At 37.3% G+C, this 13,202-nt stretch carries 14 protein-coding genes and 1 riboswitch; of the genes, 6 read left to right on the forward strand and 8 right to left on the reverse strand.

Annotation, left to right across the window (positions count from 1 at the left end; all coding sequences use genetic code 11):
- Positions 1-3 precede the first annotated feature (3 nt).
- On the reverse strand, positions 4-393 hold the full coding sequence (locus tag M2408_RS22415) for a YbjN domain-containing protein (RefSeq protein ID WP_120261777.1): 390 nt from the start codon (positions 391-393) through the stop codon (positions 4-6).
- Between the two features lie 91 nt (positions 394-484).
- Here M2408_RS22415 and M2408_RS22420 point away from each other — a divergent pair, with 91 nt between their 5' ends.
- The 3 genes from M2408_RS22420 to M2408_RS22430 all read left to right on the forward strand — a co-directional run bounded on the left by M2408_RS22420 (position 485) and on the right by M2408_RS22430 (position 2,381).
- A complete protein-coding gene (locus M2408_RS22420; RefSeq protein ID WP_259186792.1) occupies positions 485-1,144 on the forward strand; it encodes a helix-turn-helix domain-containing protein in 660 nt (219 codons plus the stop codon).
- 183 nt (positions 1,145-1,327) lie between these two features.
- Complete coding sequence (locus M2408_RS22425; RefSeq protein WP_259186795.1) at positions 1,328-1,780, forward strand: hypothetical protein; 453 nt, start codon at positions 1,328-1,330, stop codon at positions 1,778-1,780.
- A 193-nt stretch (positions 1,781-1,973) separates the two neighbouring features.
- Positions 1,974-2,381 carry a hypothetical protein gene (locus M2408_RS22430; RefSeq protein WP_120261774.1) on the forward strand — a complete coding sequence of 136 codons (408 nt, stop codon included), beginning with the start codon at positions 1,974-1,976 and terminating at the stop codon, positions 2,379-2,381.
- A gap of 64 nt (positions 2,382-2,445) precedes the next feature.
- Here M2408_RS22430 and M2408_RS22435 read toward each other — a convergent pair whose 3' ends face one another.
- Positions 2,446-2,841 carry a single-stranded DNA-binding protein gene (locus M2408_RS22435; protein ID WP_259186799.1) on the reverse strand — a complete coding sequence of 132 codons (396 nt, stop codon included), beginning with the start codon at positions 2,839-2,841 and terminating at the stop codon, positions 2,446-2,448.
- 185 nt (positions 2,842-3,026) lie between these two features.
- On the opposite strand from M2408_RS22435, the gene M2408_RS22440 reads away from it, so the two are divergent.
- Positions 3,027-3,386, forward strand: a complete 360-nt coding sequence (locus M2408_RS22440) for a hypothetical protein (RefSeq protein WP_259186800.1) — start codon at positions 3,027-3,029, stop codon at positions 3,384-3,386.
- A gap of 214 nt (positions 3,387-3,600) precedes the next feature.
- On the opposite strand, the gene M2408_RS22445 is transcribed toward M2408_RS22440, so the two are convergent.
- The gene (locus M2408_RS22445) at positions 3,601-4,068 is read right to left on the reverse strand and encodes a helix-turn-helix domain-containing protein (protein WP_259186801.1); all 468 of its coding nucleotides are present in this window, start codon (positions 4,066-4,068) and stop codon (positions 3,601-3,603) included.
- 422 nt (positions 4,069-4,490) lie between these two features.
- Here M2408_RS22445 and M2408_RS22450 point away from each other — a divergent pair, with 422 nt between their 5' ends.
- Positions 4,491-4,997 carry a lipopolysaccharide assembly protein LapB gene (locus tag M2408_RS22450; protein WP_259186802.1) on the forward strand — a complete coding sequence of 169 codons (507 nt, stop codon included), beginning with the start codon at positions 4,491-4,493 and terminating at the stop codon, positions 4,995-4,997.
- A gap of 90 nt (positions 4,998-5,087) precedes the next feature.
- Here the strand turns inward: M2408_RS22450 and metE are convergent, their stop codons facing one another.
- From metE to M2408_RS22465, 3 genes are all read right to left on the reverse strand, one after another.
- Positions 5,088-7,400 (reverse strand): 5-methyltetrahydropteroyltriglutamate--homocysteine S-methyltransferase, encoded by a 2,313-nt coding sequence (metE, locus tag M2408_RS22455; RefSeq protein ID WP_310447524.1) that lies wholly within the window; start codon positions 7,398-7,400, stop codon positions 5,088-5,090.
- 76 nt (positions 7,401-7,476) lie between these two features.
- A riboswitch (SAM riboswitch) is annotated at positions 7,477-7,580 on the reverse strand.
- A gap of 152 nt (positions 7,581-7,732) precedes the next feature.
- Positions 7,733-8,422 (reverse strand): response regulator transcription factor, encoded by a 690-nt coding sequence (locus tag M2408_RS22460; RefSeq protein ID WP_120261768.1) that lies wholly within the window; start codon positions 8,420-8,422, stop codon positions 7,733-7,735.
- 54 nt (positions 8,423-8,476) lie between these two features.
- A complete protein-coding gene (locus M2408_RS22465; RefSeq protein WP_259186806.1) occupies positions 8,477-10,306 on the reverse strand; it encodes an ATP-binding protein in 1,830 nt (609 codons plus the stop codon).
- Between the two features lie 218 nt (positions 10,307-10,524).
- On the opposite strand from M2408_RS22465, the gene M2408_RS22470 reads away from it, so the two are divergent.
- Positions 10,525-10,848 carry a hypothetical protein gene (locus M2408_RS22470; protein ID WP_259186807.1) on the forward strand — a complete coding sequence of 108 codons (324 nt, stop codon included), beginning with the start codon at positions 10,525-10,527 and terminating at the stop codon, positions 10,846-10,848.
- 54 nt (positions 10,849-10,902) lie between these two features.
- On the opposite strand, the gene pyk is transcribed toward M2408_RS22470, so the two are convergent.
- Both pyk and M2408_RS22480 read right to left on the reverse strand, forming a co-directional pair.
- Positions 10,903-12,330 (reverse strand): pyruvate kinase, encoded by a 1,428-nt coding sequence (gene pyk / locus M2408_RS22475; RefSeq protein ID WP_120261765.1) that lies wholly within the window; start codon positions 12,328-12,330, stop codon positions 10,903-10,905.
- A 134-nt stretch (positions 12,331-12,464) separates the two neighbouring features.
- Positions 12,465-12,959, reverse strand: coding sequence for an IPExxxVDY family protein (locus tag M2408_RS22480; protein ID WP_259186810.1), 495 nt, complete (start codon positions 12,957-12,959; stop codon positions 12,465-12,467).
- Positions 12,960-13,202: the final 243 nt, after the last annotated feature.

The raw sequence follows: 13,202 nt of genomic DNA on the forward strand, positions 1-13,202 counted from the left end.
ATTCTATAATTTTGAAAAACTTATTAACTGATTATAGTATTCGCTGATCAAAAGACTGAGCGAATTAATAGCCGCATCAAATTCATTTTGATCGAGATTATGTATTTGCATGGTATATCGGAATATGACCTTTTTGCCATCCTCTGTCAAGGCAAACCCGCCATGGATGATATCTCTATTTTTGATGAGCAACGATTTGAACATGTCCATGTTTTCGTTGTTTATGGTAAATAGGTACTGCTCGAAAATTATGATAGGCTGCGCAATACCCACAATGAGATTGCGAATACCATCATCTTCATTTTCGATAACAAAAACACCTTCTTTTTCATCTTTATGAGTGATGTTATAACCGATATTGGCGATATAATTTTCAATTTTTGAGAAGTACATAATCAAGTTTTTTATATATTGCACATATTCTTTGCATAAAGATAGTGAATTGCAAAAATATTTTGCAAGAAAAAATTAATTTTTTTTTAAAATGAGTAACGTCGGGAATAATATTAAGAAGCTGAGAAAGGTGAAAGGACTGAGCCAACAGGCTTTTGGAGATGTTTTTAATCTCACTAGAGGTAATATTTCATCTTACGAAGAGATGCGTGCTGAACCAAAAATTGAGATTGTCCTGAAAATTGCAAATTATTTTGGCATTCCTGTGCAGCATCTGATTGAAAAAAATCTATCCGTTAACGAGATCCTCAATTTTAACGATTATTTTCAGCCCGATATCCCTACATTAGGTGGCAAACGACTGTCGCAGGTTCCGTTGTTGGAGCGGGAGACGTTGTTAGATGCTTGTACCTATGTGTCAAAATTAAATGAACTTCCGGTCATTGAGTTCCCGCTACAAAGCCGTAATCGTTTTATTGCAATGGAGTATATGGATGCTATACCGGTACCAGGTGATTTTGCAGGAACAGCACAATCGATTCTATTTTTTGAAGAAATTGATATTGAAAGCTTGCATACACTAAATAATGCCTTTGGTCTGTGTTTTTCGGCAGAGGAGTTCTTTATTGGAAAATATAGCATGGCAGAAAGAGAAATAAGCTTGGTATTAAACGCTTGGAAAAAGGTTGACTTTGTGTTGGCCGAGAAGGGAAACTTTTGGAAATTGTATGGTAAATTTGAAAGAATATAGACTTGCATTGGTGGTCGGGGCCAAACACCAGCTCATTTGTACTGATGAGATCAACACTTATACCGCCAAAGGCAGAGTGAAACGAGTGAACCGAACGATTGAGCTCATGAATGCCATTGAAAATAAATACTTATGAATAATACGTTAATCTGAAAATAATTGATGAACAAATAATTTATACAGATGAAAAAGCAAATCTTATTTGTCCTTTTGGTATCATTCCTTGCTTTTATCAGCTGTCAAAGCAATGAGTCTAATAAACCGAAAAGTGACCAAATCCCTGAAAAACCAACTTTAGAGAAAATTGATAGTTCAGCTAAAATGGGGGAGAAAACTGGTTGTTCAACAGAAGAGGCGATGAAATTAATCCTGGCGCTGAAAGAGGTTGAGGAAGGTAAAAGAAATTTGGATAGCTTGACTGATCACAAGGCCAATATCTCGTTTATGATCGATAGTTTGAAACAAGATGGAAGAGAGCTGTATTCTCTTACCGCTGGATATAATAGTGAAGAAAGATTTGAACCTTACTATCATTTCTATTTGAACAAGAGTGATTGCAAGAATATCCAGATTCTGGACATCGTTTCCGGAGAGTATCTCCCTTTGGAGACCTGGAGGAGCCAGAATCGTAATTAAAGCCACGGTTTTGTTACAATAGGGAGACTATTGCAATCATCAGAGATTTAAACTTAAACGCATGGGAAAGAGAAAAACTGAGATTTTTTAATATTTATTTGTTTTGTGAAAAAAATATATTTGGATTATAAAATAAAATAATCCAAATTTAAGTTGGTAAATAATTTTAATTTATTATAAACTTATTCGTTTCATGAAAAAAATGATATTATCTGCGGCAATTGCTGCAATTTTCTTTGCTTCTTGTAATAATGCAGATAGCAAAAAAGTAGAAACAAAGGATACAGTCACTACAACTGATACTGAAGGTGGTGTTGCGCAGACAACAACAACAGAAACAACTACGACTACTGCAGTGCCTAAGTTTAGCTCTCCAGAAGCACAGCAGTTGGCAGACGATTACACAAAATATGTGAATGAATATGTTGCTGCTGCTAAAAGTGGAGATGCGACTAAAATCCAAGAGTTAGCTGGAAAGCAACAGGAGTGGGCTACAAAAACAGCTACTGCTCTTACTAAATTAACTCCGGAAGACGCAAAGCTATGGACAGAGTATGCTCAAAAGCTAGCAGCAGAGTTAACTGCGAGTGCAACAAAATAGTTTTTTTGATATAAAGCGGAAAGTAGGACAACGTTAGATGTCCTACTTTCTTTTTATCCCTAAATTAAAACGGGAGCTCATCCTCATCCTCCTCTTGTAGTACTGGAATATCCTCGTTTGAGCAAGTTTGATCTGATAGAATCAAAAAGCTATCAACTTTGATTTCAGTAATATATCTTTTTGTTCCATCAGCAGTTTCATAGTTACGATAGGTAAGTTTCCCTTCAACCATCAGTTTGGTCCCGCGACTACATCTCTTTTCAATGGTATTATTCTGCTTACCCCAAACAACAAGTGTATGCCATTGTACTTCTTCAACCCATTCACCCGCTTTGTTTTTGAAAAGATCATTCGTGGCAAGTCGTAAAACAGAGTAATTTGTCCCTGTTGAAGTGGTTTTGATGATAGGATCATTTCCTAAATGACCGATTAATTGTACTTTGTTACGTAATGTGCTCATTTTGTCTGATTTTTAAATGTTTCTAATAATTCTTATTTTAGTTATAGGCCATAACCTTCAATGGATGTGGAATGACCTTGAGCAAAGATGAAAAGGAGAGGGAATAATAATCGTCTGTTTACCATTTGTATTCGACTATAGTCGGTTGTAACCGTTTGTTGTCGTTTAAATTCATATTAAACACTATGGAAAAAGTCTGTTTGGAATGTGGGCAAAATATAAAGGGAAGATCGGATAAGCGCTTTTGTGATGACTCTTGCCGAAATGCATATAACAATAAACTGAATAGCGATCAAACTAATCTAGTGCGCAATCTGAATAATATCTTGCGCAAAAACCGCCGTATTCTAATGGATATACTAAACGGTGAGGGGAAAGGGATGATAAAGGTACAAGGGGAAAAATTAAAGAGACTGGGTTTTGATTTCAAATTCCACACACATACATTTGCTAATAATAAAGGGCAAACCTATAAATTTATCTATGAGATGGGTTACCTGATGCTAGAAAATGATTGGGTATTGATTGTCCAAAAGAAGCCATGATAATACTTTATTGACGGTTTCTATCTCCTATTATTTCTTTTGGAAGAAGAGTTCTTCTGATTTTATAAAATCTATTTGTACAAGCTGAATACCAGTTAATCTTAACTTACATCGGCTCCTTTAATTCTAAAATAGTTTACTGCTGTGAAGATGATAATCACGACGTAATAGCATATGGGGATTAACAGAAAAAGCCAGCCTGTAAAGATATAATTTAAAGACGTGGGCAGTTGAATATGGAAAAATCTGCCGCAAAAATATAACCTATAAAGGCGCCGAGAAATAAAAGACCGGTGGCATGTATGATGATTATCTTTTTTAGATACTTGCTGTATTGAGCATCTTTATTTTGCTTGGTGTAGCCCATAATCGCTGGGACCAACAGACCTAATAGCGGGTTGACCAGAAAAGTTAAGGAAGCTAGATAAAGTGCCTTTATACTTCCACTTTGATTTTTGTCGATACTTATTTGATTTACATTTGGCATAATTAATTGTTCTAAAGGAATTTCTAAAATCTGACTGATTTGTCTTAAACTGAAACCACTGATCTCTTCTGTCCCCTTTTCGATTCGTTGTACTGTTCTTAAAGATAGACCGGCTTGATTGGCGAGATCCTGTTGTGTCAGTCCTCTGAGCTTTCTAGATTGTTTGATGAGTTGATTTACTTTTTGACTTTCCATGAAACGAAAATGACTAAAAGGTTTATGATTTTAAAAAAAACGATATGACAATAATATGCCAATGATATAGCGTATTTGTAAGTTGTTAATAATCAAATATTTTGTAATTTGATAAATATTTTGAATCTTTGCAGCACAATAAGGTATTAATATAAAATAAAAAAACGGAAGAATATGTTTGCTATACTAAAAACCCCAGCTTCGTCCTTAAAGAAGAGTCTTGGGCATATTCTCCGGAATACCGCACTCTCTTAATCTTCTTTTCCGGACCACTTTTGGCATTTGTATATGACATCGGATTGTGATGTCTGTATTGCCACGAGATCATTTGAGATGATCTAACCGATAAAAGGAAATGGCATCTGTGTGGCTAGAGGTAGCCGCGAGAAGCTCAATACTCATGTAATGTTTTAAAAAAAACGATGAATTCAGTGAATAAATATGTTCTCCAGGCCTTGGATAATTATCCATATTATCTGGAGGATACGCTAGAATCCTTATCCTATGCCTTGTCATGCGATGAATCCAATACCATGGCATTGTGCCTAATGGGGCGGGTCTATGCGGAGCAGCTGTTTGATTATGAACAGGCAAAGAAATATTTTCAGGAGGCTCTAAGCCACAATGTGTATGCTTTGGAGGTGTATCCTTATTTTATACAGACCCTGATAGACATTGGGGATTACGAAGCGGCAAAGAAAACCATCAAATATGCGTTGACATTGCCGGGGATGTCCCTGGCTGTAATCTGGATCAAGAAGGTGTTGCTACTTGAGAAATTAAAGAAATACAAAAAGGCTTTAAAAATCCTCAAAATGGCCAAGTTGGATAATCTGAACAGCGATCTGTCCACGATCATAAAGTCTATTGAAGATCGGATTAAAGGAAAATTGGAAATGAATAAGACGGACAAAAAGCGAAGTAAATAACAGACGAAGACGCTTGATTCCGGATAAAGTATTCAAAAAAAAGCCCAAGATGAGATTTCATCTTGGGCTTTTATCAATATAGTTTAAGAATTATTCTGCTCTTAAGATTTTCGCCGCTTCAACCATAGATTCTAAAGCAGCTTTAGTTTCAGGCCAAGCACGAGTTTTCAAACCACAGTCAGGGTTAACCCAAAGTTGTTCCGAAGGAACTACTGCTTTTGCTTTGCGCAATAGGTCTACCATCTCATCTTTGCTTGGTACGCGTGGTGAGTGGATATCGTATACACCAGGACCGATATCGTTCGGGTATTTGAAATCACCTGCAAAAGCATTCAATAATTTCATTTGAGAACGTGAAGTCTCAATTGTAATTACGTCTGCATCCATTGCTGCGATATCTTCGATCACGTTGTTGAACTCAGAGTAACACATGTGTGTGTGGATCTGCGTATCATCTTCAACATTGGATGAAGATACACGGAATGCACGTACAGCCCAGTTTAAGTAATCTTTTTGATCTGCTTTGCGCAATGGTAATCCCTCGCGGATCGCCGGCTCATCGATCTGAATGATTTTGATACCTGCTTTTTCCAAAGCTTGAACTTCGTCTAAGATCGCTAATGCGATTTGGTAAGTTGTGGTTGAACGTGGTTGGTCGTTACGTACGAAAGACCATTGTAAGATTGTTACAGGACCAGTCAACATCCCTTTAACCGGACGGTTTGTCAATGATTGAGCGTATGAAGACCAACGTACAGTCATATCTTCTGGACGGTATACATCTCCATAAATAATTGGAGGTTTCACACAACGTGAACCATAGGATTGTACCCAACCATTTTGTGTGAATGCATATCCAGCTAATTGCTCACCGAAGTATTCAACCATGTCATTACGTTCGAACTCACCGTGAACCAATACGTCGATATCCAGTTGCTCTTGAAGACGGATTGTATTTTCTGTTTCTTCAGCAATCGCTTTATCGTACTCTTCTTGTGTGATCGATCCCTTTTTCAAATCAGCTCTCCATTTACGCACATCTTTTGTTTGTGGGAAAGAACCGATTGTTGTTGTAGGGAATGCTGGCAGGTTGAATTTCACTTGTTGTGCCGCTTTACGGTCAGCAAAAACTGATGTACGTTTTGCATCATCATCAGTAATGTTGCTTGTACGTGTTTTAACTTCTGGTTTGTGGATCAACGGAGAAGTACGACGGCTTTCTGCAGCAGCTTTGTTGGCTTCGAAACGTTTTGTTGTTTCTGCATCAACTTCACCTTCTGCTAAGATCGCTAGATCTTTTACCTCTGCTAATTTTTGTTTTGCGAATGCTAACCAGTTTTTAACTTCAGCAGGTAATGATTGCTCATTATGCTCATTATCTAAGTCAAAAGGAACGTGCAATAAAGAGGAAGAAGGAGCAATCCAAACGCGGTCTTTGCCTAATGCATCAACGGCTTGTTTGATTTTAACCAATGATTTTTCGTAATCGTTTTTCCAGATGTTACGGCCTTCAACAATACCTAAAGATAATGTCAATGAAGCTGGAACTTTAGCTAAAACGGTATCCAATTGGTTTTCTCCACGTACTAAATCCAAGTGTAATGCATGGATAGGTAAGTTAACCGCGATATCTTCGTTGTCTTTTAAAGCTTCGAAGTAAGTTGTCGCAATCAATTTGATGTTTTTGGCAGCTGCAGCCAATTTCTCAAACGTAGGTTGGTATAATGCTTTTACTTTTGCATCTAAATCCAAAGCCAAGAAAGGTTCGTCGATCTGAACATATTGTGCTCCAGCTTCTGCCAATTTAGACAAGATTTGCTCATATACAGGAACTAATTTGTCCAATAGGTCGATACGGTCGAAACCAGCTTCTTTTTCTTTACCGATCAAAAGGTAAGTGATTGGGCCAAGTAAAACTGGTTTTGTCTCAATATCCAATGATTTTGCTTCGTTGTATTCATTTAAGAATTTCTCAGAAGTCAATTTGAACTCTTGATCTTTTGTGAATTCAGGAACCATATAGTGGTAGTTGGTATCCAACCACTTGGTCATTTCCATTGCAGTCACATCGATTCCCTCTTGTTGGAAACCGCGCGCCATTGCAAAATATAAGTCTAAGCTGTAGTTGTTGTCTACTTTATTCAACAAAGAATGGTAACGAGCAGGAATTGCACCAACAGTAAGGGTTAAATCCAATACTTGATCGTAAAAAGAGAAGTCGTTGGAAGGGATCAAATCTATTCCAGCATCTTTTTGTGTTTTCCAATTGCCTTCACGAATTTTTTTTGCTGTGTCCAATAATTCCTCAACAGAAGATTTTTTAGCCCAATAGGCCTCATTGGCTTTTTTCAATTCGCGGAACGCGCCCACACGAGGGTAACCTAAATTGTTAGTCAATAACATAATAATGTTTTTAATATTTCTTTTCAACTATATTTCTTGCTAGAGAGAGAAGGACACACTAGAATTCGGTGACTTCGGCTTATCATTCCCATATCAAGTAGGGTAGAATTTAGCACCTTGTCAAGGGACAGGTTGCTAAGGCTTCATCGGGTCTATTCCCTCTGCCTTTCTCTATAAGCGATGCTAAGTTAGAACATTTCTTTTTGATATGCAAATTTTTTATAAAAGTGCATCTATTTTTTATATTCTACTAAGGATAGAAATGTTTTATTTCTTTCTTTTCATTGGAAAAGAGGGTGAAATCACGCATTGGTATCTCACCCTCTATGCCTTTAACTCACCAGGAGTTTGTAACCTTTACCATGGACATTGACGATTTCAACCTTGCTGTCTTCTCTTAGGTATTTACGAAGTTTGCTCAGGAATACGTCCATACTTCTACCTGTGAAGTAATTGTCGTCATGCCATATTTTTAATAAAGCTTCTTCCCGGGTCAATACATCATTCTTTTTTAAACAAAGTAGGCGAAGCAATTCAGCCTCTTTGGTCGATAGTTTTTGCATTTGACCCTTGTAGGAAATCTGCTGACTCGTATAATCGAAAAAGTAATCTCCAATTTCAAACTTATCTGCAACTACTTCGTCCTCTTTATCTCTGACACTTCGTTTCAATAAAGCATTTATCCGAAGAAGTAATTCCTCAACACGGAAAGGTTTTGTGATATAATCATCTCCACCCAATTCAAACGCTTCTGTCTTGTCCTCCATCATGCCTTTTGCAGTGGCGAAGATAATCGGTACGGTGCTATTTGTTTTTCTGATCTCACGGCCCACGGTAAAACCGTCTTTTTTTGGCATCATGACATCGAAAATGCATAAATCATAATCATTTTTTTTGAACTGGGAAACGGCTTCGTCTCCATCAATACAGAGCGTAACGTCAAATTTTCCCTTTAATTCGAGATAGTCCTTTAAAAGATCCCCCAAATTGGGATCATCCTCTGCTAATAATATCTTTTGCATAATGAATCTATTAATTTTCACTAATGTTCCCTGAATATACAAAAAAGGAACGTGTTATTTTTTTACGGGCAAAATTACTTCAAAGGTTGTGCCCTTATCTTTCTCACTTTTTACGGTGATTCTTCCATTGAGTCTTCTCAAAATATCCTGAACATAGCTTAAGCCCAGACCAAAACCTTTAACGTTGTGGACATTCCCTGTGGGGATACGATAAAATTGATCGAATATCTTTTGAAGGTGATCCCTACTCATGCCGATTCCGTTGTCTGCGATGGTGATAACAATGTTGTCGCCAATATTTTTAGAACTGATATTTACATGTAGATCTCCTTTACTGTACTTAATTGCATTGTCCATTAGATTGTAAAATACATTGGAGAAATGCAGTTCATCCCCGACAACAATATCTTTTGTTGCCGCGAGGTCGACACTGAATTTTCCGCCGATATTCTGCATCCGGAGCTGCATACTGTCTGTGACAGCGGCTACGAGGTCATTGATATGTACATCTTCGCGGTCGAGTTTCAGTGTTTCTTTCTCCAGTTTTGCTAAGTCTAATACACGTTCAATATGATTCCCGAGACGAACGTTCTCATCGTAGATGATATTGGCCAATTTCTGCACTCGTTTGTGGTCTGCATTGATGTCAGGATCCTTGAGTGATTCACTGGCGATCATGATCGTGGCCACAGGAGTTTTAAACTCATGGGTCATATTATTAATGAAGTCAGTTTTCATCTCAGATACCTTCTTTTGTCTAAAGATAATGATGAGTGTATAAGCAAAACATCCGACCAATAGAAACAAAAGTGTGAGCATAGGAAGTAGCAAGTAGCTCATATTATCTGCTATGATCGCCTTTTTGTTTGGGAAGTATATGGTCAGCTTCCCTGGGGCAGCACCAACATCGCCTTTAAATAGCGCTGTAGAATACTTTGTGGTATTTATGGGATTATTTAGTTCGGCCTCATTGAGAATATTATTTAGCAAAATATTGCTGGTGCTCCATATCTCGATATTAAACGGTGCTTTGATGTCGCGATGGATCAATTCTTCTTTTAGGAGTTCCTGAACAATAATAATATTCAACCGATCCTTAAGCGGTCTTTTTGCCAACTCCATTCCGATAGCGACGTCTTCGATGTAATCAGCCTTTTTACCACCAAGCATGGCGACAGAGTCGTAAACATTGAAGCCATAGCCTGCATTTTTTTTCGACAGTTTATTTAATTTGGTTTCTAGCTCAAAAATTCTTTTCGATAGTTTTGGGTTAGATCTCGGGGGAAGAGCGATAATACTTTTTGCCAGCAACCTTTTGAAATCATCGATATGAACAACCAGAAACCGAGTACTGTCGTCTTTCCCTTCTACACGTGGAATCGTTTTTGTTGCAGAAACAAGAATATCTTCTTGGTAATATAGTCCACTTGTCGGGGTTTTAACGATGTTAATTTCAACGAGATCTTGGTATTGAGTTCGTTTGACATAGGTTTCGTAAAACCAGTTTTCGATATTAATAATATTTGGATAGGTTGCTTTTAATCTATCTTCTTCTAATTTATATTTTTGATATATATGGTCCAATTTGCCTCTCAGATCCTCAATCTGAGTTTGCAGTTGGAGCTGTTCGGTCAACTGTTGTTGTTTCGCCTGTTCCTGTTTGGATTTTTCGATATTGCGCTCCTGTTGTACTTTCGCGAAATCGACAACTTCGCGTCGTTCGAGTTTGCCGGCTACAGCCGTAAGTGCGGCATTGACGGACTCGTCAAAGAGCTGTGATTTTTGACGGTAGGAATCTCGTAGAAAATAGAATTGCATAGCCAATACCCCGATTAGTGCCAAAGACATTAGTCCAATGATTAATACAATACTATTTTTCTTCATGAAATTATGTTTTGCAAATATTATATATTCAATAGCATCATGGGCGCATTGCAGCCTGTGATGCTGAGCCATTCCCACATTCCATCTGTTGCTTTACTTGAATTGTTACAAATATAAAGATGCTAACTTGTTTTGGAGTTGTTTTAACAATGTTTAACAGCAATTGCTTTAAATCTTGGTTATGTTGTTGTAAATTAGAAGTTAAAATAGATTATGTTATGAAAACTTATGTATTATCATTGGCATTGTCTTTTACAGTGGGGATTGCTTTTGGCCAGATCAAACTAAAAGAGCATCGCCCGTTACTGCAGGATAAACAATCCAAGATGCCAGTCCTTGGATTAGATACCACATCAGCTAAGTATAAAATGCCTATTAAGAAGTCTAAAAATTTGGATAGTTTGGCGCCGATGCCGGGAACAGAAAAATCGCCCAAGCGAAGGAAATCACAACAGGATTCATTGCGGTTTAGGCTATTGGAAGATAGTTTGAAAGTGAAAGATTTCAAATTAAAGATAGACACCCTATATCCCAAGAAATAAAAAAGAAAGGCATTCTCATCATGAGAATGCCTTTCTTTTTTATGATCCTATTTCTTACAACTGAGAAACACGGATTGTATTTGTTTTACCTTTTTCAATTAACGGAGTTGATGCCGTATTGATGATAATTGATCCCGGTTTAACATAGTTGTTTTTTACAATAAATCTATTGACATCATGGATAGAACCATCTGTGCTCTCAAATTTGTCGTAGATAAATGTTTTCACACCCCAAAGCAAACTCAATTGTTTCAATAGTTTTTCTGTTCCGGTAAATACTAAGATGTCTACGTTTGGTCTGTAGCTTGTAATTTCAAATGCTGTTGCTCCGGAAGAAGTCAAGACAGCGATTGCTGAAGCATTTGTTTTTTGAGCAAGATAAACTGAAGAAGCGCAAATCGCGTCTGGAATAAGTGTTCCGTCGTGGATTTCACTAACTTTCTCATTATAATAAGGATAAGAAGTTTGTTCCACGTGGATAATAATCTTACTCATTGTTTCGATTACAATCTCAGGGAATTCACCCACAGAAGTCTCGCCGCTTAACATCACTGCATCTGCACCATCCAATACTGAATTGGCAACATCGTTTACTTCAGCACGAGTAGGGCGAGGTGTCGTAATCATGCTCTCTAGCATTTGCGTAGCAATAATTACGGGTTTTGAAAGGTCTCTACATTTTTGGACAATGATCTTCTGAAGTCCTGGCACCTCTTCCATTGGAAGTTCAACACCCAAATCACCACGAGCAACCATGACAGCATCGGTAGCTTCGATGATTGCATCGATGTTTTCGATTGCTTCAGGTTTTTCTACTTTCGCGATTACGCGTGCGTGGCTTCCTTTTGCAGCAATGATTTCTTTACATTGTGCAATATCTTCTGCCGAACGAACGAATGACATCGCGATCCAATCAGCTCCGTGATCCAATGCAAAGTTTAAGTTATCTAAATCTTCTTCAGTCAATGAAGGGATAGATACTTTGGTGTTTGGTAAGTTTACGCCTTTACGTGAAGTAAGGACACCACCATGCACCACTTCACAAGTAACCGTGTCTTTATGGTTGGTCTCTAAAACACGAAGTTGAAGTTTTCCGTCATCAAGTAATATGATTTCGTTGGCTTCAACATCGTTTGGAAAGTTTTCGTATGTAATGTAGATTCTGTTTTCATCTCCAATGAGTTCGTGTGTGGTAATTTCAACTTTTGAACCATTTACGAGAACAGCACCACCCTCTTTCATTTTTCCGATCCGAATCTTTGGACCTTGTAAGTCAGCTAAGATGGCAACATTGAATCCGGTTTCATTATTTATTGCATTTATAGTTTCGATTACCTTAAGGTGATCTGCCTGGCTGCCATGAGAGAAATTCAACCGACACACATCAACCCCTTTGGCAATCATGTTGGTCAAAACTTGTTTGTCTGCCGAAGCAGGGCCTAATGTTGCGACAATTTTAGTCCTTTTTTGAACTTTTTCCATCTGTTATTTTGTATTTTTAATGTTCTTCATTTATGACAACAAACGGCAAGCCGTATTGTTGTCTTTTGTCAAAACTAAATCGAATTAATTTAGATTTACAGTTAGGTGTATTTGCTACACTAACCTACAGTCTGCTAAAATATGAGATTTTCTTTAGATTTCAATATTTTTGGTGATATTTCTTTTGCAATGACCACTTCCGGTAATTTGCTGATCCTTTTGATTATATGTTCAACATCGTCTTCGCAGATGTAATTTTTGATGATGACAAAGAAATCAAAATGTGGGTTTTCGGGAATTAAAAAGGTTCCCTCAATACTTTTATTGTTAATAAGAAAATAATCTGTGTCGGAATCCGGACTGAGATAATGAAAAGCAGTGAAGTGATAGCTTATTTTTTTCTTTAAGTCAAGGATGATATGATATTCAAGCTCTTCTTCTGATTTGTTTTTCGGGCGGCCGTCATGGTCGTATTTGCTCTCCTTGCCTCTGGAAAAATCCAGGTTTGTCACTTTGTTGATAAAATGGCAGAGGCGGTAATCTTTAAGCGGGCAGGTGATGGCGAGTAGGGTGAAATCTAACTCTTCATCCATATCCATGTCTAACCTTGCTACTAACTTATTGACCACTTTTTTTCTAAAATATATGTCCTTATGCTAACGAAGGTACTAATAATTTTAAGGTGGGAATATACTTTTTGTGTAAAATTTGAGTTAATTAGCTGAGCGTTTGGAATACAAAATAATTTTTGTTATACTTGAACTAAGTTAATATAGAGTGGGTTAGCTAGTATAAGACGCGAATAAGTTCGGTCGCCTAACATGGTGACTTTCATCTAAATATCAATTTAGGTTTGAATTTTGATGAAATTT

The sequence above is a fragment of the Sphingobacterium sp. BIGb0165 genome, assembly GCF_024810095.1.
GTDB classification, from domain to species: Bacteria; Bacteroidota; Bacteroidia; order Sphingobacteriales; family Sphingobacteriaceae; genus Sphingobacterium; species Sphingobacterium detergens.